This window comes from Leifsonia sp. CL147 (assembly GCF_900114565.1).
Classification (GTDB): Bacteria; Actinomycetota; Actinomycetes; order Actinomycetales; family Microbacteriaceae; genus Leifsonia.
In genome coordinates this window covers 22803-46969 of the sequence record NZ_FOTM01000007.1, presented here as the reverse complement: position 1 = coordinate 46969, position 24167 = coordinate 22803, and the positions used below count along the sequence as shown (strand labels likewise).

Annotated in this window: 23 protein-coding genes; 16 read left to right on the top strand and 7 right to left on the bottom strand. The window is 69.0% G+C overall.

Annotated features, from left to right (window positions below; all coding sequences use genetic code 11):
• The first annotated feature begins 4 nt into the window (after nt 1-4).
• From uvrC to BM287_RS08105, 10 genes are all read left to right on the top strand, one after another.
• Nucleotides 5-2029: an excinuclease ABC subunit UvrC gene (gene uvrC / locus BM287_RS08150; protein ID WP_090038149.1), complete on the top strand. Its 2025-nt coding sequence runs from the start codon at nt 5-7 to the stop codon at nt 2027-2029.
• A 36-nt stretch (nt 2030-2065) separates the two neighbouring features.
• Nucleotides 2066-2956, top strand: a complete 891-nt coding sequence (rapZ, locus tag BM287_RS08145; protein WP_090038151.1) for an RNase adapter RapZ — start codon at nt 2066-2068, stop codon at nt 2954-2956.
• Nucleotides 2957-3011: 55 nt separating this feature from the next.
• Nucleotides 3012-3992, top strand: a complete 981-nt coding sequence (gene whiA, locus BM287_RS08140) for a DNA-binding protein WhiA (protein ID WP_090038154.1) — start codon at nt 3012-3014, stop codon at nt 3990-3992.
• A 139-nt stretch (nt 3993-4131) separates the two neighbouring features.
• Nucleotides 4132-4758: a superoxide dismutase gene (locus tag BM287_RS08135; RefSeq protein WP_090038156.1), complete on the top strand. Its 627-nt coding sequence runs from the start codon at nt 4132-4134 to the stop codon at nt 4756-4758.
• Between the two features lie 113 nt (nt 4759-4871).
• Complete coding sequence (gene gap, locus BM287_RS08130) at nt 4872-5876, top strand: type I glyceraldehyde-3-phosphate dehydrogenase (RefSeq protein WP_090038160.1); 1005 nt, start codon at nt 4872-4874, stop codon at nt 5874-5876.
• A 15-nt stretch (nt 5877-5891) separates the two neighbouring features.
• Nucleotides 5892-7109, top strand: a complete 1218-nt coding sequence (locus BM287_RS08125; protein WP_090038163.1) for a phosphoglycerate kinase — start codon at nt 5892-5894, stop codon at nt 7107-7109.
• Nucleotides 7097-7900, top strand: coding sequence for a triose-phosphate isomerase (gene tpiA / locus BM287_RS08120; RefSeq protein WP_170857477.1), 804 nt, complete (start codon nt 7097-7099; stop codon nt 7898-7900). Before BM287_RS08125 ends, tpiA begins: the two co-directional genes overlap by 13 nt.
• 70 nt (nt 7901-7970) lie before the next feature.
• Nucleotides 7971-8216 (top strand): preprotein translocase subunit SecG, encoded by a 246-nt coding sequence (secG, locus tag BM287_RS08115; protein WP_018191139.1) that lies wholly within the window; start codon nt 7971-7973, stop codon nt 8214-8216.
• A 27-nt stretch (nt 8217-8243) separates the two neighbouring features.
• Entirely contained in the window at nt 8244-8615 is a 372-nt protein-coding gene (locus BM287_RS08110; RefSeq protein WP_090038170.1) for an RNA polymerase-binding protein RbpA, read from the top strand.
• 48 nt (nt 8616-8663) lie between these two features.
• Nucleotides 8664-9098: a hypothetical protein gene (locus tag BM287_RS08105; protein WP_090038173.1), complete on the top strand. Its 435-nt coding sequence runs from the start codon at nt 8664-8666 to the stop codon at nt 9096-9098.
• On the opposite strand, the gene pgl is transcribed toward BM287_RS08105, so the two are convergent.
• From pgl to tkt, 6 genes are read right to left on the bottom strand one after another with little or no spacing between them, the layout of a single operon-like run.
• Nucleotides 9079-9849 carry a 6-phosphogluconolactonase gene (pgl, locus tag BM287_RS08100; protein ID WP_090038178.1) on the bottom strand — a complete coding sequence of 257 codons (771 nt, stop codon included), beginning with the start codon at nt 9847-9849 and terminating at the stop codon, nt 9079-9081. The genes BM287_RS08105 and pgl overlap by 20 nt on opposite strands.
• Nucleotides 9846-10805 (bottom strand): glucose-6-phosphate dehydrogenase assembly protein OpcA, encoded by a 960-nt coding sequence (locus BM287_RS08095; protein ID WP_090038182.1) that lies wholly within the window; start codon nt 10803-10805, stop codon nt 9846-9848. Before BM287_RS08095 ends, pgl begins: the two co-directional genes overlap by 4 nt.
• Nucleotides 10802-12379 carry a glucose-6-phosphate dehydrogenase gene (gene zwf / locus BM287_RS08090; RefSeq protein WP_090038186.1) on the bottom strand — a complete coding sequence of 526 codons (1578 nt, stop codon included), beginning with the start codon at nt 12377-12379 and terminating at the stop codon, nt 10802-10804. The genes BM287_RS08095 and zwf overlap by 4 nt, the downstream gene beginning before the upstream one ends.
• A gap of 11 nt (nt 12380-12390) precedes the next feature.
• Nucleotides 12391-14001, bottom strand: coding sequence for a hypothetical protein (locus BM287_RS08085; RefSeq protein WP_090038189.1), 1611 nt, complete (start codon nt 13999-14001; stop codon nt 12391-12393).
• Nucleotides 13998-15122, bottom strand: a complete 1125-nt coding sequence (gene tal, locus BM287_RS08080) for a transaldolase (RefSeq protein ID WP_090038193.1) — start codon at nt 15120-15122, stop codon at nt 13998-14000. The genes BM287_RS08085 and tal overlap by 4 nt, the downstream gene beginning before the upstream one ends.
• 45 nt (nt 15123-15167) lie before the next feature.
• The gene (gene tkt, locus BM287_RS08075; RefSeq protein ID WP_090038199.1) at nt 15168-17261 is read right to left on the bottom strand and encodes a transketolase; all 2094 of its coding nucleotides are present in this window, start codon (nt 17259-17261) and stop codon (nt 15168-15170) included.
• Between the two features lie 345 nt (nt 17262-17606).
• Here tkt and BM287_RS08070 point away from each other — a divergent pair, with 345 nt between their 5' ends.
• Together BM287_RS08070 and BM287_RS08065 are read left to right on the top strand one after the other, a co-directional pair.
• Nucleotides 17607-18527 (top strand): heme o synthase, encoded by a 921-nt coding sequence (locus BM287_RS08070; protein WP_090038207.1) that lies wholly within the window; start codon nt 17607-17609, stop codon nt 18525-18527.
• A 62-nt stretch (nt 18528-18589) separates the two neighbouring features.
• Nucleotides 18590-19150, top strand: coding sequence for a GNAT family N-acetyltransferase (locus tag BM287_RS08065; protein WP_090038212.1), 561 nt, complete (start codon nt 18590-18592; stop codon nt 19148-19150).
• On the opposite strand, the gene BM287_RS08060 is transcribed toward BM287_RS08065, so the two are convergent.
• Nucleotides 19124-20065, bottom strand: a complete 942-nt coding sequence (locus tag BM287_RS08060) for a COX15/CtaA family protein (protein ID WP_090038216.1) — start codon at nt 20063-20065, stop codon at nt 19124-19126. The two genes, BM287_RS08065 and BM287_RS08060, sit on opposite strands and share 27 nt — an antisense overlap.
• 302 nt (nt 20066-20367) lie before the next feature.
• Here BM287_RS08060 and sufB point away from each other — a divergent pair, with 302 nt between their 5' ends.
• From sufB to sufC, 4 genes are read left to right on the top strand one after another with little or no spacing between them, the layout of a single operon-like run.
• Nucleotides 20368-21786, top strand: a complete 1419-nt coding sequence (sufB, locus tag BM287_RS08055; protein ID WP_090038220.1) for a Fe-S cluster assembly protein SufB — start codon at nt 20368-20370, stop codon at nt 21784-21786.
• On the top strand, nt 21783-22988 hold the full coding sequence (gene sufD / locus BM287_RS08050) for a Fe-S cluster assembly protein SufD (protein WP_090038223.1): 1206 nt from the start codon (nt 21783-21785) through the stop codon (nt 22986-22988). The genes sufB and sufD overlap by 4 nt, the downstream gene beginning before the upstream one ends.
• Nucleotides 22988-23335, top strand: coding sequence for a non-heme iron oxygenase ferredoxin subunit (locus BM287_RS08045; RefSeq protein WP_090038226.1), 348 nt, complete (start codon nt 22988-22990; stop codon nt 23333-23335). Before sufD ends, BM287_RS08045 begins: the two co-directional genes overlap by 1 nt.
• 2 nt (nt 23336-23337) lie before the next feature.
• The gene (gene sufC, locus BM287_RS08040) at nt 23338-24132 is read left to right on the top strand and encodes a Fe-S cluster assembly ATPase SufC (RefSeq protein WP_090038229.1); all 795 of its coding nucleotides are present in this window, start codon (nt 23338-23340) and stop codon (nt 24130-24132) included.
• The last annotated feature ends 35 nt before the right edge of the window (nt 24133-24167 follow it).

Genomic DNA, 24167 nt, shown 5'->3' with positions numbered 1-24167 from the left:
CGCCGTGGCCGACACCGTCAGCTACCGGCCGAAGGCCGGCGAGATCCCCACCCAGCCGGGTGTGTACCGGTTCCGCGACAAGAACCGCCGCGTGCTCTACGTGGGCAAGGCGAAGAATCTCCGCGCGCGCCTGAGCAACTACTTCCAGCCGCTGCGCAGCCTCCACGAGCGCACCCGCCGGATGGTCACCACTGCGGCGAGCGTCGAGTGGACGGTCGTGGGCACCGAGTACGAGGCCCTCCAGCTCGAGTACACCTGGATCAAGGAGTTCAACCCGCCCTTCAACGTCAAGTTCCGCGACGACAAGACCTACCCGTACCTGGCCGTGACGCTCGGGGACCGCGTCCCGCGCGTGATGATCACGCGCAACCGCAACATCCCGGACGCGCGCTACTTCGGCCCGTACACGAAGGTGTGGGCGATCCGCGAGACAGTCGACCTCATGCTCAAGGCGTTCCCGATGCGGAGCTGTTCCGACGGCGTCTACCGCCGTGCCGAGCTGACCGGCCGCCCGTGCCTCCTCGGCGACATCGGGAAGTGCGCGGCGCCCTGCGTCGGCCGCATCACGCCGGAGGACCACAAGTCCCTCGCGATCGACTTCGCCTCGTTCATGGCCGGAAACGACAGCGGCTATCTCCGCGACCTGACCGAGAAGATGAGGCAGGCGGCGAGCACCCTCGACTACGAGGCGGCCGCCCGCCACCGGGATGCGATCCAGGCGCTCGAGGGCGTGCTCGGCAAGAGCGCGGTCGTCCTGACCGACAGTGTGGATGCCGACGTCTTCGGCATCGCGCACGACGAGCTCGCGGCCGCGGTGACGCAGTTCATCGTCCGTGGCGGGCGGGTGCGCGGCGTCCGGAGCTGGGTGGTCGACAAGGAGCTCGACGTCAGCCTCGGCGAACTCGTCGAGACGGTCGTGCAGAACGCGTACGACGGACCGGACGCCCCGCCGCGCGAGATCCTCGTCCCCGAATTGCCGGAGGACACCGCAGAGCTCGAGCTCTGGCTCACCCAGCGCCGCCGGGAGACGCCCGACCCCTCCGCGCCCCGGGGCCGGCACACCGGCCGGGTCGAGCTGAAGACGGCGCAGCGCGGCGAGAAGGCGGCCCTCGCGCAGACGGTCGAGATGAACGCCAAGAACGCGCTCATCCTCTACAAGACCCGGCGCAGCTCCGACTTCGTCGCCCGGTCGAAGGCGCTGAACGACATCCAGGATGCTCTGGGGATGGACGACGCACCCCTGCGGATGGAGTGCTACGACGTCTCGCACCTCAGCGGCACGAACATCGTCGCCTCGATGGTGGTGTTCGAGGACGGCCTGCCCCGCAAGGACCAGTACCGGCGCTTCAGCATCCCCGAGTCCACGGACGACACGGAGTCGATCCATCAGGTGATCTCCCGTCGGCTGGCGTACCTGAAGGGCGACACGGCGGAGGCGTCGGCGCCCCGGACGGCGGCTGAGGCGGCCGAGGACCAGCTGGCCGAGGACACGGCGCTCGACGCGGAGGGCGCAGCCGGTGCGGACGAGGTCGTGGACGGCTCCGAACGCCGTCGGCGCAAGTTCTCGTACCCGCCGAACCTCCTCATCGTCGACGGCGGCCAGCCGCAGGTCGCCGCCGCCAAGCGGGCCCTCGACGAGTCCGGCGTGACCGGGATCCAGCTCGCCGGCATCGCCAAGCGGCTCGAGGAGATCTGGCTGCCCGACTCCGACTTCCCGGTCATCCTGCCGCGGAACAGCGACGCGCTGTTCCTCATCCAGCGGCTCCGCGACGAGGCGCACCGCTTCGCGATCACCTACCAGCGGGCCCGCCGGAAGCGCGACATCGGGAGCGTCCTCGCCGAGATCCCGGGCCTCGGCCCCGCTCGCGTGAAGGAGCTGCTGAAGCACTTCGGCTCGGTGGCGCAGCTGCGCAAAGCCACGCCGGCGCAGATCGCCGAGGTCCGCGGAGTCGGCCCGACGCTCGCCGCGGCGATCTTCGAGAGGCTCGCGAACAGCGAGGGGAGCCTGCCCGCGGCATCCAGTCGCTAGGCTGGTGTCACCCCACGGAGCGGAGGAGACCGGTCTATGGCCACCGACGAGACTGTCGTGAGCGCCGAGCAGCAGGAGGTGCTCATCGTCACCGGGATGTCGGGCGCCGGCCGCTCGACGGTCGCGAACGCGCTGGAGGACCTCGACTGGTACGTCGTCGACAACCTCCCGCCCCAGATGCTCCGCCCGCTGATCGAACTCGCCAACCGCGCCGAGTCCGGGCTCCCGCGCATCGCCGCGGTGGTGGATGTGCGCGGCCGCAACTTCTTCGTGGACCTCCGCGACATGATCCAGAGCCTGCGCGAGGGCACCCAGGTGCGCGTCCTGTTCCTGGAGGCGTCCGATGCGGTGCTGGTCCGGCGCTTCGAGCAGGTGCGGCGTCCGCATCCGCTCCAGGGCAACGGCACCATCCTCGACGGCATCTCGGCGGAGCGCACCCGGCTGCGCGAGATCCGGGAGGCGAGCGACATCATCGTCGACACCTCCGATCTCAACATCCACCAGCTGGCCACCAACATCACCGACACCTTCGCCGTGGAGAACGCAGCGGATGTGCAGGTGACCGTCATGAGCTTCGGCTTCAAGTACGGACTCCCGGCGGACGCCGACATGGTGGCCGACGCGCGCTTCCTTCCCAACCCGTTCTGGAATCCCGAGCTCCGCCCGCATACCGGGCTGGACGAGGTCGTGCGCGACTACGTCCTGACCCAGGACGGCGCGGACGAGTTCATCCAGGCCTACGTCTCGGCCCTGCGGCCGATCATGAGCGGCTATCACCGCGAGAACAAACGGCACGCTCTGATCGCGATAGGCTGCACTGGCGGAAAACACCGGTCCGTCGCGATTGCGGAAGAGCTCGCGGCACGGTTGCGCAGTTTCCCCGGTCTGGCGGTGAACACCAAGCACCGCGACCTCGGCCGCGAATGATCACGGCTCATCCCTCCACGGCGCCACCCCCGCCTTGAGACAGTAAGGAATCCGATTGGCTCTCACCGCCGACGTCAAGGAAGAGCTCACCAAGATCGAGGTCGGCAAGACCACGGTCCGGGCAGCAGAGCTGGCGACCATCCTCCGGTTCTCCGGCGGTCTGCACCTGATCGGCGGCCGGATCGCGGTGGAGAGCGAGCTGGACACTCCCGAACTCGCCCGCCGCGTGCGGAAAGACCTCGCCGAGCTGTACGGCGTCCGCAGCGACGTCTCCGTCACCTCGGCCTCGGGCCTGCGGCGGACCAGCCAGTACCTCGTGCGGGTCCTCGAGGGCGGTGAGACCCTGGCGCGCCAGACCGGCCTCCTGGATGCCCGCCGCCGGCCGATCCGCGGCCTCCCGAACCGCCTCACCACCGGAACCCGCGAGGAGCTGGCCGCCGTCTGGCGCGGTGCCTTCCTCGCGCACGGCTCGCTCACCGACCCGGGTCGCTCCGCCGCCCTGGAGGTCACCTGCCCCGGCAACGAGGCCGCGATGGCCCTGGTCGGAGCCGCGGGCCGGATCGGGATCTCCGCGAAGGCCCGCGAGGTGCGCGGCGTCCACCGGGTGGTCATCCGCGACGGCGAGGCCATCAGCGCCATGCTCGTGGCGATGGGCGCGTCGGAGACGGTGTCCAACTGGGAGGAGCTGCGCCAGCGGCGCGAGGTCCGCGCGAACGCGAACCGCCTCGTCAACTTCGACGACGCCAACCTGCGCCGCTCCGCCCAGGCCGCCGTCGCGGCCTGCGCCCGTGTGGAGCGCGCCCTCGAGATCCTCGGCCCGGAGGTTCCCCAGCACCTGAGCTACGCGGGCGAGCTGCGCCTGGCGCACCGCGAGGCCAGCCTCGACGAGCTCGGCCACTACGCCGACCCGCCGATGACGAAGGATGCCGTGGCCGGCCGCATCCGCCGCCTCCTCGCGATGGCCGACAAGCGCGCCGCCGACCTCGGCATCCCGGGCACGGAGGCGAGCCTCCCCGCCGATTTGGACGAGGTGTAGGTTTCGATGGGGCAGCGCCCGATCGGGCAGCGTCCGACAGGAACGCTTTCCGGCCGCCTGGAAGCTTCCGGCGGCCGCCCGGGTTGCTCCCAGTAGACTCGATGAGTCGCTCGAATCACAACAACAGTGGAGATGAGTAATGGCTGACTACACCCTGCCGGACCTTCCGTACGACTACTCGGCGCTCGAGCCGAGCATCAGCGGCCGGATCATGGAACTGCACCACGACAAGCACCACAAGACGTATGTGGACGGCGCCAACACCGCCATCGCGAAGCTCGCGGAGGCCCGCGACGCCGACGACCTCGCGAACGTCAACAAGCTGCAGAAGGACCTCGCGTTCAACCTCGCCGGCCACGTGAACCACACCGTGTTCTGGAACAACCTGTCCCCGGACGGCGGCGACCGTCCGGCCGGCGAGCTGGCCGCGGCCATCGACGAGTTCTTCGGCTCGTTCGACAAGTTCCGCGCGCACTTCACGGCGTCGGCCCTCGGCATCCAGGGCTCGGGCTGGTCCATCCTCGCCTGGGACTCCCTGGGCCAGAAGCTGATCATCGAGCAGCTGTACGACCACCAGGGCAACCTCGCCGCCGCGACCGTCCCACTGCTCATGCTCGACATGTGGGAGCACGCCTTCTACCTCGATTACGTCAACGTGAAGGCCGACTACGTCAAGGCGTTCTGGAACATCACCAACTGGGCCGATGTGAACGACCGCTTCCTCCGGGCGCGCGAGAAGACCGCGGGTCTCCTGCTACTGTCGTAACCAGGATGGCGTCCCGGGAGGGATCCTCCCGGGACGTCGAGTCCGCCACACATACCCACACCCACCTAACCAAAGTGCGCCCTGCGGCGCCCATCGAGTAACTGGAGTCATCTGTGTCCGTAAAGATCGGAATCAACGGGTTCGGTCGCATTGGTCGTAACTACCTGCGCGCGGCCCTGGCGAAGGGCAGCGACCTCGACGTCGTCGCGGTGAACGACCTCACCGACAACAAGACGCTCGCGCACCTGCTCAAGTACGACTCCATCACGGGCCGCCTGGATGCCACCGTGGAGCTCGACGGCGACAACATCGTCGTCAACGGCAAGCCGATCAAGGTCCTCGCCGAGCGCGACCCCGCCAACCTGGGCTGGGGCGACCTGGGCGTCGACATCGTCATCGAGTCGACCGGCCGCTTCACCAAGGCCGAGGATGCGCGCAAGCACATCGAGGCCGGCGCGAAGAAGGTCATCATCTCGGCTCCGGCGAACGGCGAGGACGCCACGTTCGTCATGGGCGTCAACGAGCACCTGTACGACCCGGCCGCGCACAACATCATCTCCAACGCCTCCTGCACCACCAACTGCCTCGCGCCGCTGGCCAAGGTGTTCAACGACGAGTTCGGCATCGAGCGCGGTCTGATGACCACGGTCCACGCCTACACCGCCGACCAGAACCTCCAGGACGGACCGCACTCCGATCTGCGCCGTGCCCGCGCCGCCGCGATCAACATCGTGCCGACCTCCACGGGTGCCGCCAAGGCCATCGGCCTGGTGCTCCCGGAGCTGAAGGGCAAGCTCGACGGCTTCGCGCTGCGCGTCCCGGTGCCCACCGGCTCGATCACCGACCTCACCGTCACGGCATCGCGCCCGGTCACGGTCGAGGAGGTCAAGGCCGCGTATAAGAAGGCCGCCGAGGGTCCGCTCAAGGGCATCCTGAAGTACACCGAGGATGAGATCGTCTCCAGCGACATCGTCTCCGACCCGCACTCGTCGATCTTCGACGCGGGCCTGCTGCGCGTCCTCGGCGACCAGGTGAAGCTCTCGAGCTGGTACGACAACGAGTGGGGCTACTCCAACCGTCTCGTCGACCTGACCGAGTACGTCGCCGAGCGTCTCTGAGCCGCGGCAGCCGACGTGACGCTCCGTACCCTCGACTCACTCGGTTCGCTCGCCGGAAAGCGCGTCGTCGTCCGCTGTGATCTCAACGTGCCCCTCGAGGGCGCGACGATCACGGACGACGGCCGCGTGCGAGCGTCGATCCCCACCCTCAACGCCCTGATCAACCAGGGTGCGAAGGTGGTCGTCATCTCCCACCTCGGCCGTCCGGAGGGCGCGACCGACGCCCGGTACAGCCTGGCGCCGGTCGCCCAGCGGCTCTCCGAGCTGCTCGGCTCGCCCGTGACGTTCGCGTCCGACACGGTGGGCGGTGCCGCTCAGGATGCCGTCGCCGGCCTGGCGGACGGCGACGTCGCCCTGCTGGAGAACCTCCGGTTCAACCCGGGGGAGACCGCGAAGGACGAGGCGGAGCGGAAGGCGTTCGCCGAGAAGCTGGCCGCCTTCGGCGACGCCTTCGTCTCGGACGGCTTCGGTGTCGTCCACCGCAAGCAGGCGAGCGTCTACGAGCTCGCGCAGCTGCTTCCGAGCGCTGCCGGCACGCTCATCCAGGCCGAGCTCGAGGTGCTCGACCGGCTGACCGAGAACCCGGAGCGCCCCTACGCGGTGGTGCTCGGCGGTTCGAAGGTCTCCGACAAGCTCGGGGTCATCGGGCATCTGCTTCCGAAGGTCGACTCGCTGCTGATCGGCGGCGGGATGCTGTTCACCTTCCTCGCGGCACAGGGCCTGAAGGTCGGCTCGAGCCTGCTCGAGGCCGATCAGATCGACACGGTGAAGGGCTACCTGGCCAAGGCCGAGGAGCTCGGCGTCGAGATTGTGCTGCCGCGTGACGTCGTGGTCGCCTCGAAGTTCGGTGCGGATGCGGAGCACGTCGTGCGTCCGGTCGACGCGATCGAGGACACCGACTGGGCCGAGAAGGGCCTCGGGCTCGACATTGGCCCGGAGACGGCGGAGCTGTTCTCCGAGTACGTCCGGCGCTCGAAGACGGTGTTCTGGAACGGCCCGATGGGCGTGTTCGAGCTTAGCTCCTTCGCGGCGGGCACCAAGGCGGTCGCGCAGGCTCTCACCGAGGTCGACGGCCTCAGCGTGGTCGGCGGAGGCGACTCGGCTGCGGCCGTGCGTGCGCTCGGCTTCAGCGACGACCAGTTCGGTCACATCTCGACGGGCGGAGGCGCCAGCCTCGAGTTCCTCGAAGGCAAACGTCTCCCCGGTCTGGAGGTCCTCGGATGGCAGCAGTGAGCCCCTCGGTGCGGCGGGTCCCGCTCATCGCCGGCAACTGGAAGATGAACCTGGATCACCTGCAGGCGATCGCGTTCGTGCAGAAGCTGGCGTGGACGCTGAAGGATGCGCACCACGACTTCTCGAGCGTCGAGGTGGCGGTGTTCCCGCCGTTCACGGATCTTCGCAGCGTGCAGACGCTCGTGGCGGCCGACAAGCTGCCGCTCGCCTTCGGCGGGCAGGATGTCTCCGAGCACGAGTCCGGTGCCTACACCGGCGAGATCTCGGCCGCGTTCCTCGAGGCGCTCGAATCGCGCTACGTCATCATCGGGCACTCCGAGCGGCGGACGCTGCACGCCGAGACCGACGAGCAGGTGGCGGCCAAGGTCGCTGCGGCCCTGTCGCACAACATCGCCCCGATCATCTGCGTCGGTGAGACGGCGGAAGACCTGGAGACGCACGGCGCCAGCGCCGTGCCCGTCGCTCAGCTCCGCGCCGCGCTCTCGAAGGTCGACTCTGCCGCCGACTTCGTGGTGGCGTACGAGCCGGTCTGGGCGATCGGCTCCGGCCAGGCCGCCACGCCCGAGCAGGCCGAGCAGGTCGCGGCGGCGCTTCGCGGCGTCATCGTGGAGCTGCTGGGCGACGATGTCGCAGCCACGACGCGCATCCTCTACGGCGGATCGGTGAAGTCGGGCAACATCGCGGCCTTCATGCGCGAGCCCAACGTGGACGGCGCGCTGGTCGGCGGTGCGAGCCTCGACGTGAACGAGTTCGCGGCCATCGTCCGGTATCAGAAGCACGTCGGGCTCTGACGAGCACCGCACGTTATACTGGTCGTTGGTTTCCCCGGGCGTCGCCCGGTCGCTTTCCGAAAGGTTCCCCGTGCTGATTCTCCAGGTCGTCCTGCAGGTGCTGCTGGGCATCACCAGCCTCCTGCTGACGCTTCTCATCCTTCTGCACAAGGGCCGCGGCGGCGGACTGTCCGACATGTTCGGCGGCGGCGTCACCTCCAACCTCGGCGCCTCCGGTGTGGCCGAGCGCAACCTCAACCGGATCACCGTGATCCTGGGCCTGATCTGGATCACGTGCATCGTCGTGCTCGGTCTGATCACCAAATTCAGCGCGTAAGCGCACCACGGTAGAAGGAGACACAGCATGGCTTCCGGAGGCAGTGCAATCCGCGGCTCGCGCGTCGGCGCCGGCCCCATGGGCGAGCAGGACCGCGGCTTCCACGCCGATCGGATCGCCATCTCGTACTGGGACGCGCTCGGCAATGAGACCGTCCGCTACTTCGCGGCGAACCTCCCCGAGGAGGAGATCCCCGACATCATCGACTCTCCGTCATCCGGCCTCCCGGCCGGCCGCGACAAGGAGAACCCGCCGTCGGTGGCGAAGGCGGAGCCGTACAAGACGCACCTCGCCTACGTGAAGGAGCGTCGCAGCGAAGAAGAGGCGGAGCAGCTGCTCGAAGACGCCCTCAACCAGCTGCGCGCCCGTCGCGGCCGTCCCACGAGCACCGAGGCGTAGAAGACCCAGCGTGCGGCTACACTTCCTACCACGGGTAGGAGGTCGTGGATGCGTGGCTCACGGGACGATCGCAGCGATCTCCCGCGCGAACTGGGGGAGGCCGTCGGCACGCTGAGCCTGCTGGCCCTCCTGGACGAGGGCGTTCGCGCTGCGGTCGACGCCGAACGGCTCTTGACGCGCTGTCAGGACGACACGGTACCCAGTGCTGCGGACGCGCGGAACGCCCTCCACCTGCGCATCACCTTCGCGGGGCTGCAGCGCTGGGTCGAGGATCTCGAGCTCACGGGCCCGGAGCAAGAGGTGCGGGACGAGACGGCGCGCCTGCTCGCCTTCTACCTGCACCTGCTGACGCACGCGTTCGAGCGGGATATCTCCGGGGCAGGGCGCGACCGCCTGGCGATCCGCAGTCGTGGACCGTTGACGGGCGCGCCCTGCGCGCGGCTGATGACTCTGCGGGAGCGGGTCAGTAGCTGGGCGCGATGAGGTTCTCGGGCACGTCCACCGCGGCTTCCTTGTCCACGAAGAACACGGTCCGCTTCCGTCCCTTGGCACCGGCGACCGGCACCTCGGTGTAGCTCGCGCCGGCGAGGGCGAGCCCGAGCGCGCTCGCCTTGTCGCTGCCGGCGAGGACCAGCCAGATCCGATCGGACGAGTTGATCACCGGCCGGGTGAGGCTCAGGCGCTCCGGCGGAGGCTTCGGCGACTCGCGCTCGGCGATCACCGTCGCCTCCGTCTCGCGGATGCCGGGCCGGTCCGGGAAGAGCGAGGCGATGTGCCCATCGGGACCGACGCCGAGGAACGTGATGTCGAACTTCGGGCAGGGCCAGTCGTTCGACCCGAACGCCTGCAGCTCGGCCGCGTAGACACGCGCCGCCTCGTCGATGTCCGGGATCTCGTCCGACGACGGGAACGGGTGCACGTTCTCGGGCGGGAGTGCGATGTGGTCGAGGAGCGCCTCGCGCGCCTGACGCTCATTGCGGTCAGGGCTGTCCCGCGGAACGAACCGCTCGTCGCCCCACCAGACGTGCACCCTCGACCAGTCGATGGTGTCGCGGGCGGGGGAGGAGTTGACGGCCTCCAGCACCGCGATCCCCATCGTCCCACCGGTCAGCGCGATGTTGGCGCGGCCCAGGTCGTCGAGGATGTCGATGGTCTTGGTGAGGAAACGCGCCGCCACGGATGCCGCCAGGGCCTCCTTGTCCGGGTGGACGAGCACCCGTCGTTCGTTCGTCATGCCCTGACGCCTGCTCCTTCGTCGGAGGTCTCCAGCAGTGCGAGACCCTTGGTGATCACCTCGCCATAGAGGTCGTCCGGGTCCAGCCTACGCAGTTCTTCGGCGAGGCAGTCCCGGAGGTTCCGGCGCGGCAGGGACAGGTCGTGCGTCGGCTGTCCCGGCTGAGACAGGCGGGCGACGTTCGGGATCTCGCGGGCGAGCTCGATCACACCGGATTCGCGTTCCATCTTCACGCCGTGGATGCCGCCGGAGCCGATCGCGCGCGAGGCGAGGTCGTACTGCACCGGCACCTGCAGCTGCAGGCGCAGCCAGGCGGCGAGGAGGAGGGTGGAGGGGGAGTCGGCCGCGCCCGCCACATCCACGGCCGTGATGGGCTCGTAGGGCGGCTGGTCGAGGACCGCGGCGAGCTGGGCCCGCCACAGCGTCAGACGCGTCCAGGCGAAGTCCGTGTCGCCCGGGGCGTAGGTCTCCCCGAGGTGGACCAGGAACTCCTGCGGATTCGGCTGCGTGGAGGCGTCGGTGATCCGGCGGGTCGCGATGCGCCCCAGCGGAGAGGACGCGGCCCTCGCGGGTGCGAGACCCGGCCACCAGACGACCACGGGAGCGTCGGGCAGGAGCAGGCCGGTGACCAGCCCCTCCTCGTCGCTCGCGGTCTCGCCGTACGCGCGGAGCACGATGACCTCGCTGGCGCCGGCGTCGCCGCCGACCCGGATCTGCGCGTCGAGACGCGGATCCCCATCGTGGCGGTCCTCCTCGGTGGACACCACGATGACGCGCATCGGGTGCTCGCGGGAGGCGTCGTTGGCGGCCTCGATGGCCTCCTCCTCCTGCCCGAGGTGGGTGGCGATGATGAGCGTCAGCACGCGGCCGAGGGCGACGGCGCCGCCCTCCTCGCGGATCTTGACGAGCGCCTTCGAGATGTTGCTGACGGTCGTCGCCGGAAGATCGACGATCATGGACGCCTCCAAACGCGGCCGTCACGGGCGAGGAGCTCGTCGGCCGACTTCGGGCCCCAGGTTCCGGGGCGGTACTGCTCGGGCTGGCCCTGCGTGGCCCAGAAGTGCTCGATCGGGTCGAGGATCTTCCACGAGAGCTCGACCTCCTCGTGGCGGGGGAAGAGCGGCGGGTCGCCGAGCAGCACATCCAGGATGAGCCGCTCGTAGGCCTCGGGGCTGGCCTCCGTGAAGGCGTGGCCGTAGCCGAAGTCCATGCTGACGTCGCGCACCTGCATGCCGGCGCCGGGGACCTTCGAGCCGAAGCGGATGGTCACACCCTCGTCGGGCTGGACGCGGATGACGAGCGCGTTCTGGCCGAGCGCGCTGGTCTGCGACTCCGCGAAGAGCTGCTGCGGGGCGCGCTTGAAGACGACCGCGATCTCGGTGACCCGGCGGCCCAGGCGCTTGCCCGCGCGCAGGTAGAACGGCACGCCCGCCCAGCGGCGGGTCCCGATCTCCAGCTTGATGGCCGCGAAGGTCTCCGTGGTGGACTCGGGGTTCATCCCGTCCTCCTCCAGGAACCCGGGGACCTTCTCGCCGCCCTGCCATCCGTTGCCGTACTGGCCGCGCGCCGTTGCCGTCGCGAGGTCTTTCGGAAGCCGGACGGCCGCGAGGATCTTCTCCTTCTCGGCGCGCAGGTCTGCGGCGTTGAACGAGATCGGCTCCTCCATGGCGGTGAGCGCGAGCAGCTGCAGCAGGTGGTTCTGGATGACGTCCCGCGCAGCGCCGATGCCGTCGTAGTAGCCGGCACGGCCGCCGACGCCGATGTCCTCGGCCATCGTGATCTGCACGTGGTCGACGTAGTTGGCGTTCCAGATCGGCTCGTACAGCTCGTTCGCGAAGCGCAGCGCCAGGATGTTCTGGACCGTCTCCTTGCCGAGGTAGTGGTCGATGCGGAACACCGAGTCCGGCGGGAAGACCGTTTCGACGACGGCGTTCAGCTCACGAGCCGACTGCAGGTCGTGACCGAACGGCTTCTCGATGACGACGCGCCGCCAGCCCTTGCCGTCCTGGTCGGCGAGACCGGATCGCTTGAGCTGCTCGGTGACGATCGGGAACGCCTTCGGCGGGATGGACAGGTAGAACGCGTGGTTGCCCATGGTGCCGCGCTCGGCGTCCAGCTGCTCGACGGTCGCCTTCAGACGCCGGAAGGCATCGTCGTCGTCGAACTCGCCCGGCACGAAGCGGATGCCCTGTGCGAGCTGCTGCCACACATCGTCGTCGAACGGCGTGCGGGCGTACTGCTTGACCGCCTCGTACACGACCTTCTCGAAGTCCTGGTCCTCCCAGTCGCGCCGGGCGAACCCGACGAGGGAGAATCCGGGCGGCAACAGGCCGCGGTTCGCGAGGTCGTAGACCGCCGGCATCAGCTTCTTGCGTGACAGGTCGCCTGTCACTCCGAAGATGATGAGGCTGCTCGGCCCCGCGATGCGGTTGAGGCGGCGGTCGGAGGGCAACCGCAACGGGTTGAACTCCGGGGTGATCTCCACCGGTGACAAGGGGGTCGTCTCCTTGATCAGCTGCTCGGTCGACATGCTCGACGCGCTCAGTTGACGGCCTCGAACAGCGAGACGACGTCCGCCTCGGGGTTCGTGAGGGTCAGGGTCAGCACCGGGCGGCCGTGCTCGCCGAGCACGCTGGCATCGCCGGCGGCCTGGGCCTGGATGAGCTGCCCGAACGTGAAGGGTCGCCCGGGGATCTCGAGGTCCTCGGACGGGGTGGCCGTGATCTGCAGGAACACGCCGACCGCGGGACCGCCCTTGTGGAACTGACCCGTGGAGTGGAGGAAGCGGGGTCCCCAGCCGAAGGTGACGGGACGGTTCGCCTTGGCCGCCAGCAGGTCGCGGATGCCCGCAAGCTGGGGGAGCGCATTGCGGTTCACGTACGCCTGGACTGCGACGTAGCCGTCGGGTCCGAGCTGCGCGAGCAGCGCATCCACTGCGGCGTCCAGCGTGTTCGCCTCGCCGAGGAACGCGCCCGTGGTGCGCACCTCGATGCCGCCGGCGGTGAAGGCCGGCGTGACCGGCTCCGGCCGGTTGTCGAGCAGCGAGCGCGCGGCGACCTTCGCCGCCTCGACGTCCGGCTGGTCGAACGGGTTGATCCCGAGCAGACGACCAGCGACGGCGACGGCGTACTCCCAGACCAGGAGCTGTGCGCCCAGGCTGCCGGAGACGAGGATCTCGCCCTCGTGCCGGTCGGCCGGGAACAGGTGGTGCGCCTCGGCGTTCGCCACCAGGCGGACGACCTGCAGGTCGGCGGGCTTGGACTCCAGTTCGGGAGCGAGCGGGTCGAGCACCACGGGAAGCAGCCCGGTGCCCTCCTTGCCGGTGGACTCGGCGATCAGCTGCTCGGCCCAGTCGGCGAAGCCGACGATGTGGGTCCCGTCGGCGACGATGCCCAGCTTGTCCTTCAGCGGGCTGGTGCCGGCGATCGCAGCGCCCAGCACGAGGCCGGGGTTCTGCTCGTTGTCGACGGCGAGCTCGATCTGGGTCGCATCCGCCTCGTCCAGCAGCTGGGCGATGTCGACGCCGGCAAGGCCCGACGGAACGAGTCCGAACGCGGTGAGAGCCGAGTAGCGGCCGCCGACGTTCGGGTCCGCGTTGAAGACGCGGTAACCGGCCTCGCGTGCGGACTGGTCGAGCGGCGATCCGGGGTCGGTGACGACGACGATCCGCTCGCGCGGGTCGATGCCGGCATCCTGGAACCACTTCTCGTACACGCGGCGCTGGCTGTCCGTCTCGAGCGTCGAGCCGGACTTGGAGGAGATGACCACAGCGGTCGCCTCCAGCCGGTCGCGCAGCGCGGCGAGCACCTGGCCGGGGTCCGTGGAGTCGAGCACGGTCAGCTCGGCCTCGGCGGTCAGGGTGATGACCTCCGGTGCCAGCGAGGACCCGCCCATGCCGCCCAGGACGATGTGGTTGACGCCCTTGGCGTGCAGCTCCTCGCGCAGGGCGACGATCTCGGGCACGAGCGGCCGCGAGATGGAGACGGCCTCGGTCCAGCCGAGACGCTTGCTCGCCTCGGCCTCGGCCGCCGGCCCCCAGAGGGCCGGCTCGAGCGCCGTGATGCCGGACGCGACGCGGTCGGCGACCAGCTGCGGGACGACGGTGCGGACGGCCTCGGCCGCCGCACCGGTCACGTGGATGCGGAAGGTCACTTGGCTGCTCCCTCGAGAGCGTTCTTCACGGTCTCGACGAGCTCGCCCCAGGAGACGTTGAACTTCTCGACGCCCTCGCGCTCGAGCGTCTCGGTGACGTCGTCGTACCCGATTCCGAGCGCAGCGAGCTTGTTGAGCACGTCGTTCGACTCGGCGTAGGTGCCGGTGACGCTGTCGCCGGAGATCTTCCCGTGGTCGAAGGTCGCATCCAGCGTCTTCTCGGGCATCGTGTTGACGGTGTTCGGGGCGACGAGCTGCTCGACGTACAGCGTGTCGGGCAGGTTCGGGTCCTTGACGCCGGTGGACGCCCACAGCGGACGCTGCTCGTTGGCGCCCGCCTGCGTGAGGAGCTTGGCCCGCTCGGTGGCGAAGGCCTGCTCGTACACCTCGTAGGCGAGGCGGGCGTTGGCGATGCCGGCCTTGCTCTTCAGCGCGGTGGCCTCGTCGGTTCCGATCGCCGTGAGGCGCTTGTCCACCTCGGTGTCGACGCGCGACACGAAGAAGGACGCGACCGAGTGGATGGCGGAGAGGTCGATGCCGGCCTCCTGGGCCTTCTCCAGACCCGTGAGGTACGCGTCGATGACCTGGCGGTAGCGCTCCAGGCTGAAGATCAGGGTCACGTTGACGCTGATGCCCGCCGCGATCGTCTCGGTGATGGCCTCGAGACCGGCCACCGTCGCGGGGATCTTGATCATGACGTTCGGCTTCTGGATCTTCGCCGAGAGCGTCCGCGCGGCGGCGATGGTCGCCTGCGTGTCGTGGGCGAGCCCGGGCTCCACCTCGATGGAGACGCGGCCGTCGACGCCGTTCGAGCGCTCGAACACCTCGTGGAAGATGTCGCTCGCCTGCGAGACATCGGCCGTGGTGATCTCGAAGATCGCCTCGTCGACGCTCGCGCCGGCGGCGGCGAGCTCGCGGACCTGCTCGTCGTACGCCGCGCCCTTGGAGAGGGCGGAGGCGAAGATCGTCGGGTTGGTGGTCACGCCGACGACGTTCTTCTCGGCGATGAGCTTCTGGAGGCTCCCGGTGTTGATGCGCTCACGCGAGAGGTCGTCCAGCCAGATGCTGACGCCGGCGGCGGACAGGTCGGCCGTCGGGGTCTGGGTGGTGGTGTCAGTCATTTCTGTTTTCTCCACAGTTCTGTCTTGTAGTCGTGGTGCCCGGAGTCAGAGAGACGCGAGCGATTCCTTCGCGGCGGACACGGCGTGCTCGGTGGTCATGCCGAACTCGCGGAACAGCGTCTTGTAGTCGGCCGAAGCGCCGAAGTGCTCGATGGACACGCTGCGACCGTGGTCGCCGACGATCTTGTCCCAGGCGAGCGACGAGCCTGCCTCGATCGAGACGCGGGCCTTCACCCCGGCGGGGAGCACCTGCTCGCGGTACTCGGCGGGCTGCTCGGCGAACCACTCCAGGCTCGGAGCGGACACGACGCGGGCGTTGACGCCCTCGCCGCGCAGCACCTCGCGGGCCTCCAGTCCGATCTGCACCTCGGAGCCGGTCGCGATGAAGATCACGTCCGGGGTCCCGCCCGGCGCCTCGGCCAGGATGTAGGCGCCCTTGGAGACGTTCTTCGCGGAGGCGAGGGTGTCGCCCTCGGCGTCGCCGTCGCCGCGCTCGAACACCGGGATGTTCTGGCGGGTGAGCGCGATGCCGGCCGGACCGTTGCGGCGCTCGAGGATGGTCTTCCACGCCCAGGCGACCTCGTTCGCGTCGCCCGGGCGGACGACGGTGAAGTTCGGGATGGCGCGGAGCGTCGAGAGCTGCTCGATCGGCTGGTGCGTCGGCCCGTCCTCGCCGAGGGCGACGGAGTCGTGCGTCCAGACGAAGATCGACGGGATGTCCATGAGCGCCGACAGGCGGAGCGACGGACGCTGGTAGTCGCTGAAGATCAGGAACGTCCCGCCGAACGGACGCGTCGGTCCGTGCAGCACGATGCCGTTGATGATCGCGGCCATGGCGTGCTCGCGGATGCCGAAGTGCAGCACGCGGCCGTACTTGTTGCCCGTCCACTCGTGCGTGGAGCGCTCCGACGGCACGAACGACGCGGCGCTCTCGATGGTGGTGTTGTTCGACTCGGCGAGGTCGGCGGAGCCGCCCCACAGCTCGGGCATCACCGGAGCGATCGCGTTGAGCACCTTACCGCTGGCGGCACGAGTGGAGACATCCGTGCCCGGCTCGAAGACCGGCAGCGCGCTCTCGAGCTCCTCCGGGGCGGCGCCGCTGAGCAGGCGGTCGAGCAGCTGCTTGCGCTCGGGGTTCGCCTCCGCCCAGGCGTCGAAGCCCTTCTGCCACTCGGCGCGCTCCCCGGCGCCGCGCTCGATCGCCTTGCGGGTGTGCTCGATGACCTCGTCCGCGACCTCGAAGGTCTGCTCGGGGTCGAAGCCGAGCACCTCCTTGACGGCGCGCAGCTCGTCGGCGCCGAGCGCCGAGCCGTGGATCTTGCCGGTGTTCTGCTTCTTCGGCGACGGCCATCCGATGATCGTCTTCAGGATGATGAGCGACGGCTTGTCGGTGACGGTCTTCGCGTCCTCGATCGCCGCGAAGAGCTCCTCGACGTCTTCCTTGTAGACGCCGGTCTTCTTCCAGTCGACGACCCGGACATCCCAGTGGTACGCCTCGTAGCGCGCCTGGACGTCCTCGGTGAACGCGATGTCGGTGTCGTCCTCGATCGAGATCTGGTTGCTGTCGTAGATCGCGATGAGGTTGCCGAGCTCCTGGTGGCCGGCGAGCGACGAGGCCTCGGAGCTGACGCCCTCCTCCAGGTCGCCGTCGGAGGCGATCACGAAGACGTGGTGGTCGAACGGGCTGGTGCCGGGAGCGGCGTCCGGGTCGAACAGGCCGCGCTCGAAGCGCTGCGCATATGCAAAACCGACGGCGGAGGAGATGCCCTGACCGAGAGGTCCGGTGGTGATCTCCACGCCGTCGGTGTGTCCGTACTCGGGGTGGCCGGGAGTGAGGGAGCCCCAGGTGCGGAGCTTCTTCAGGTCGTCGAGCTCGAGTCCGTAGCCGCCCAGGTAGAGCTGGATGTACTGCGTGAGCGACGAGTGTCCGGCCGAGAGGATGAAGCGGTCACGTCCCAGCCAGTGCTGATCGCGCGGGTCGCGGCGCATCACCTTCTGGAAGAGCAGGTAGGCCGCGGGAGCGAGGCTCATGGCCGTGCCGGGATGCCCGTTGCCCACCTTCTCCACCGCATCGGCCGCGAGAACGCGAGCCGTGTCTACCGCCTTGTTGTCAATGGGATCCCACTGCAGTGCTGCCACGTGAAAACTGACCCTTCGTAGATTGGCTACATAAGTGCCGGCAAAGGTCGTCTGGGTACCCGCACCGGTTCTGGTAGTGCGCGCCGTGGACGTCATCGGCGCCGGGCCTGCCTCCGTCGCCGTCCTGCGAATCGGACGGGTGGAGTGGGGGCCTCGGCTGGCGAGCATCTCCAAGTATAGGTAACGCGCACGAAACGTGGGGTGTTCCCCCAGCCCACTTGTGTCATACGCGGACACGGAGTACCGCCGGCTGTACTCCGTCCCTTCTCCCGGGGCGCACCTCTACGTGTCGTAGACTTGAGCGGGGTCGCCGAGCCCCCAGCCACCGACACAACACGAGGAGCAATGGACGTCGCCGTAGAGAGCCGTGTCGCACCGGACCGCATCGGCCTCGTCCGCAAGGCGAAGGCGTACATCGCCCTCACCAAGCCGCGTGTCGTCGAGCTGCTGCTGGTCACGACGGTCCCCACGATGATCCTCGCGGCGAACGGCATCCCGAACCTGTGGCTGGTGCTCGCCACGGTCGTCGGCGGCTACATGAGCGCGGGGTCCGCCGGTGCGTTCAACTGCTACATCGACCGCGACATCGATCGCGTGATGCGCCGGACCCGGAACCGTCCGCTCGTCACCGGCGAGCTCTCGGACCGCGAGGCGCTCGTCTTCTCCTGGGCCCTCGGCATCGCCTCCGTGCTGGTCCTCGGATTCTTCACGAACTGGCTGGCGGCGGCCCTCTCGGTCGCGGCCATCCTGCTCTACGTCGTCTTCTACACGCTCATCCTCAAGCGCCGCACCCCGCAGAACATCGTCTGGGGCGGCATCGCCGGCTGCATGCCCGTGCTGATCGGCTGGGCGGCGGTCACCGGATCGCTGGACTGGCCGCCGTTCATCCTGTTCGGGATCATCTTCCTCTGGACGCCTCCGCACTACTGGCCGCTCTCGATGAAGTACCGCTCCGACTACCAGGAGGCGGGCGTCCCGATGCTCGCGGTCGTGCGCGGCCGCTCGGCGGTCGGCCTGCAGGTCGTCCTGTACGCCTGGGCGATGGTCGCCTGCTCCCTGCTGCTGATCCCGGTGGGGCACATGGGCCTGGTCTATTCGGCGGTCTCGCTGGTCGCGGGCGGCTGGTTCCTCTACGAGTCGCACCGCCTCTACAACCTGGCGATCCGGCACGCGAGCGTGTCGCCGATGCGCGTCTTCCACGGGTCGATCGCCTACCTGACGCTGATCTTCCTCGCGGTCGCCATCGACCCGCTGCTGCCCTTCTGACCGCCGCGTAACGATCCCGCCGCATCCGGCATCCGCCCCTGCCGGCGGAGTTACCATCAGGCATGACGGATCGGCTGCCGACGGCGCGCCTCGAGACCGAGCGCCTGATCCTCGACGTCCCGACGGAGGACGACATCCCGGACGTCCTGGAGGCGTGCCTCGACGCCGCCACGCAGCTCTGGGTGCCGCTCCCGTCGCCGTACACCCGCGAGAGCGCCGAGTTCTTCGTCCGCAGCTACTGCCCGCACGGCGTCGCGAGCGGAGACTTCCACGTGTGGGCGCTCCGGCCGCGAACCGGCGGGCGCATGCTCGGGGTGGTCGAGGTGCGACGCGACGAGCGGCCCGGCTCGGGAACCGTCGGCTGCTGGTCCGGCCCGTGGGGGCGGGGGCGCGGCTACATGCGGGAGGGTCTGGTGGCGGTCGCGCGGCACGCGCTCGACCCGGCCGGTCTCGGGTTCGACCGCCTGCGCTGGGTGTACGTGCCCGGAAACGACCCGAGCAGGCGGCTCGCCGAAGCGGTGGGGTTCGGCTTCGGGGAGAGCACGGACCGTGCGGTCACCCTGCACGGCGAGACCCTCGCAGCGCGGGTGGGGACGCTACACCGAGACGACGTCGGCGGCTGAGTCCGCCTCGACCTCCGCAGCGGGCGCCGGTGCCGTGAGCGCCATGATCACGGCGGTCATGACCGCGGCGAGGGTCGCGGCGAGCGTCATGTGGATGCCGACGAGGATCTCGGGAAGGCCCGTGTCCGCCTGGATGAGCCCCACCGCGATCTGCACCAGTTCGATCGCGAGCATCAACCGGGTGAAGCGACGCAGCGGCGCCCCGCCGAACCGGAACGACCCGGCGACGAGGAGGATGGTCAGGCCGAACGTGACATAGGCAGGGATCGCATGGACGTGCTCCAGGATCTCCGGATTCAGCCCGCTGCGCGGGGTGTTCTGATCCCCGGCGTGCGGGCCCGCGCCCGTCGTGACGATGCCCATGGCGATGGTGAGCACGACCACGACGCTCGTGACATAGGCGAGCGCTGCGTACCATCCGGGGACGGCGGCGACGCGCCGGCCGGTCACCGCGTGGACGCGCACCACGAACACCGTTGTCAGGGCGACCAGCACGATCGAGATGACGAAGTGGATGCCGACGACCCACCAGGTGAGGCCGGTGAGCACGGTGACCCCGCCGATGACCGCCTGGAGCGGCACGCCGAGGCCGGCGACGAGCGAGATCCAGAACAGGTCGCCGCGCGAGCGGAAGAGCTTCACGACGGCCAGGAACGCGGCGATCGCGAGGACCGCGAGCACTCCTCCCAGCATCCGGTTGCCGAACTCGATGACGCCGTGGATGCCCATCGCCGGCGTGTTGACGAACGAGTCGGCCGTGCACCTCGGCCAGGTCGGGCAGCCCAGGCCGCTGCCGGTCAGGCGGACAGCGCCTCCTGTGGTGACCAGAAGAATCTGCGCCGCGAGGTACACCCACGCGATCACCCGGGTCCGCCCGTCCACTCGGTCCGGCAGCCAGGCGGTGATGCGCTTCATGATTTCGGGGCTTCCTCGGGGTCTGGATGCGGATACTCGGGCAACGCGCAGGCGTGGCTCTACTAATACCGCGCCGCACCTGTAGAATTGGTGGGTTCGAGGAACGCGCCATCGTGCGCGTGCCACCGGGCGGATTCCCCCGCTCGTGGCCGGGGCATCGCGGCCCGTGTCCACGGACATTTTAGGTCCGCACACCAGCCACCCGCACAATCTGGACGCTCGAGCGACCGGCATCAGCCGTGCGCACGAGGGGAATGAGCCGGACTGATATCCGGTTACGAGTGGTAGGAAACGAGGTAGAAATGTCAGACATCCTGATCGACCGGCCTGAGCTCGCCTCCCTGGGGCAGTACGAGTTCGGCTGGGCGGACTCCGACGCTGCGGGTGCCTCCGCGCGCCGCGGGCTCTCGCCCCAGGTGGTGAAAGACATCTCAGGGTTGAAGAACGAGCCCGACTGGATGCTGCAGCGCCGCCTCAAGGCGCTCCAGCTCTTCGAGCGCAAGCCCATGCCGACGTGGGGCGCCGATCTGTCGGAGATCGACTTCGACAACATCAAGTACTTCGTCCGCTCCACCGAGAAGCAGGCGCAGAGCTGGGAAGACCTTCCCGAGGACATCCGCAACACGTACGAGAAGCTGGGCATCCCGGAGGCGGAGCGCCAGCGCCTCGTCGCCGGCGTCGCTGCGCAGTACGAGTCCGAGGTCGTGTACCACCAGATCCGCGAGGACCTCGAGCAGCAGGGCGTCATCTTCCTCGACACCGACACGGCGCTGCGCGAGCACCCGGAGATCTTCCAGGAGTACTTCGGCACCGTGATCCCGGCCGGCGACAACAAGTTCGCGGCGCTCAACACGGCGGTCTGGTCCGGCGGCTCGTTCGTCTACGTCCCGAAGGGCGTCCACGTCGAGATCCCGCTGCAGGCCTACTTCCGGATCAACACCGAAAACATGGGCCAGTTCGAGCGGACGCTGATCATCGCCGACGAGGGCAGCTACGTCCACTACATCGAGGGCTGCACGGCGCCGATCTACAAGTCCGACTCGCTGCACTCCGCCGTCGTCGAGATCATCGTGAAGAAGAACGCCCGTGTTCGCTACACGACCATCCAGAACTGGTCCAACAACGTCTACAACCTGGTCACCAAGCGTGCCACGGCGGGCGAGGGCGCGACCATGGAGTGGATCGACGGGAACATCGGTTCCAAGGTGACGATGAAGTACCCCTCGATCTACCTGATGGGCGAGCACGCCAAGGGCGAGACCCTCTCGGTCGCGTTCGCCGGCCCGGGCCAGCACCAGGACGCGGGCGCCAAGATGATCCACATGGCGCCGTACACCCAGTCGTCGATCGTGTCCAAGTCGATCGCGCGCGGGGGCGGCCGGGCCGGCTACCGGGGCGAGGTGCGGGTGGATGCGGCAGCGCACCACTCCGCGAACACCGTCCGCTGCGATGCCCTCCTCGTCGACACGATCTCGCGGTCGGACACCTACCCGGCCATCGACATCCGGGTGGACGATGTGCAGCTCGGCCACGAGGCGACGGTGTCGCGCGTGAGCGAGGAGCAGCTGTTCTACCTGATGTCCCGCGGGCTCCCGGAGGACGAGGCCATGGCGATGATCGTCCGCGGCTTCATCGAGCCGATCGCCCGCGAGCTCCCCATGGAATACGCACTCGAACTCAACAAGCTCATCGAGATGGGCATGGAAGGCTCTGTCGGATGACGCAGATCGAGACGACGACGACCGCCCCGGCCGCCCCCGCCCCGAAGCACCTGCGTGCGCCGGTCCCCGTCCAGAGCCGCGCCGAGCGGTTCACGTCGACCGAGGTGGCGGACTTCCCCGCGGTGACCGGCCGGGAGCCGATGTGGAAGTACACGCCGGTGGCGCGCCTCCAGGAGCTGATCGCCGGTGAGCTCGACGGCTCGCCGTACGTGTACGACGCGACGGCCGCTCCCGGAGTGACCACATCCTGGATCGGCCGGGACGACGCCCGCATCGGCACGGCCGGAAAGCCGGAGGACCGTGCGTCCGCCAACGCGTGGACGGCTTTCCAGCAGGCGCTGCTCGTCCACATCGGAACGACGATGACCGGAGACCACCGCGAGGTGACGCTCACCCGCTCCTCCCTCGGCGGCAGCCCGCGTGCCGCTCACACCGTGGTCGAGGTGGCTCCGGGAGCGACGGCGACGCTCATCCTGCAGAACACGGGTTCGGCCCACCTGGCCGAGAACGTCGAGTTCCTGCTGGGCGCCGATTCGGATCTCACCGTCGTCTCGCTCCAGGAGTGGGACGACGAAGCGCTGCACGTCGCGGCCCATTTCGCCGAGGTCGGCGAGGGCGCGCGCCTCAAGCACGTCGCGGTGACCCTCGGCGGCGGTGTGGTGCGACTCAACCCGTCCACGCACCTGGTCGGGGCGCGTGCGGACGCCGAGCTCCTCGGCGCGTACTTCGCCGACGCCTCCCAGCACCTCGAGCAGCAGGTGTACGTCCACCACGACGGCCCGGAGACCCGCAGCCGCGTGACGTACAAGGGCGCGCTGCAGGGCCAGGGGGCACGCACGGTGTGGATCGGCGACGTGCTGATCGGACCGAAGGCCGTCGGCACCGACACGTACGAGCAGAACCGCAACCTCGTGCTCACGGACGGCGCCCGCGCCGACTCCGTGCCGAACCTCGAGATCGAGACCGGCGACATCGTCGGCGCCGGCCACGCCAGCGCGACCGGCCGTTTCGACGACGAGCAGCTGTTCTACCTGCAGTCGCGCGGAATCCCCGAAGAGGAGGCGCGGCGCCTCGTGGTGCGCGGGTTCCTCTCCGAGATCGTGCAGCAGATCGGGTCGCCCGCGCTCCAGGAGCGGCTGCAGGCCAAGATCGAGGACGAGCTCCAGACGACGTCGGTCACCGCCTCCGGGGCCGAGCACTGATGGCGGGGCAGCGGATCGGCGCGGCCGCGGAGCTGGTGGAGAACCAGGCGACGCGGGTCGTGCTCGACGGCATCCCCATCGCGGTCGTCAAGGACTCGGGCGGCGAGATCCACGCCATCGGCGACACCTGCACGCACGGCGAGATCTCGCTGTCCGAGGGCTTCGTCGAAGACCAGACGCTGGAATGCTGGGCGCACGGCTCGCAGTTCTCCCTCGTCACCGGCCAGCCCCTCAACCTCCCGGCCTACGAGCCGGTCCCCGTCTTCTCCGTCGAGATCATCGACGGGGACGTCTACATCGACCCCGCTGTCATCATCAGCGCGAACGGCACGAAAGAGATCCAGTAACCATGTCAGTCCTCGAGATCCGCGACCTCCACGTCACCGTCGAGACGGACCAGGGCACCAAGCCCATCCTGAACGGCGTCGACCTCACCATCAACGAGGGTGAGATCCACGCGATCATGGGCCCGAACGGCTCCGGCAAGTCGACCCTTGCCTACACGATCGCCGGGCACCCCAAGTACACCGTCACCAGGGGGACCATCACGCTCGACGGCGAAGACGTCCTCGCGATGACCGTCGACCAGCGGGCGCGCGCCGGGCTCTTCCTGGCGATGCAGTACCCGGTCGAGATCCCCGGCGTCACCAACACGAACTTCCTGCGCACCGCCAAGACGGCGATCGACGGCGAGGCGCCGTCCATCCGCACCTGGGTGAAGGATGTGCGCGAGTCGATGAACGCTCTTCGGATGGACTCCTCGTTCGCCGAGCGCAACGTCAACGAAGGCTTCTCGGGCGGCGAGAAGAAGCGCAACGAGATCCTCCAGCTGGAGCTGCTCAAGCCGAAGTTCGCGGTGCTCGACGAGACCGACTCCGGTCTCGACGTCGATGCCCTCAAGGTCGTGTCGGAGGGCGTCAACCGGGCCGAAGCGAACACCGGTCTCGGCATCCTGCTGATCACGCACTACACGCGGATCCTGCGCTACATCAAGCCGGACTTCGTGCACGTCTTCGTCGCCGGCCGGGTGGCGGAGCAGGGCGGCCCGGAGCTTGCCGACCGCCTGGAGGAGGAGGGCTACGACCGCTACGTCGACGCCCCCGAGCCCGCGTCCGCCTCGGCTGCCGAGCTGGCCGAAGCCTGAGCCGAGCCCGGCCGTCACACACTCCGAGAGGTAGT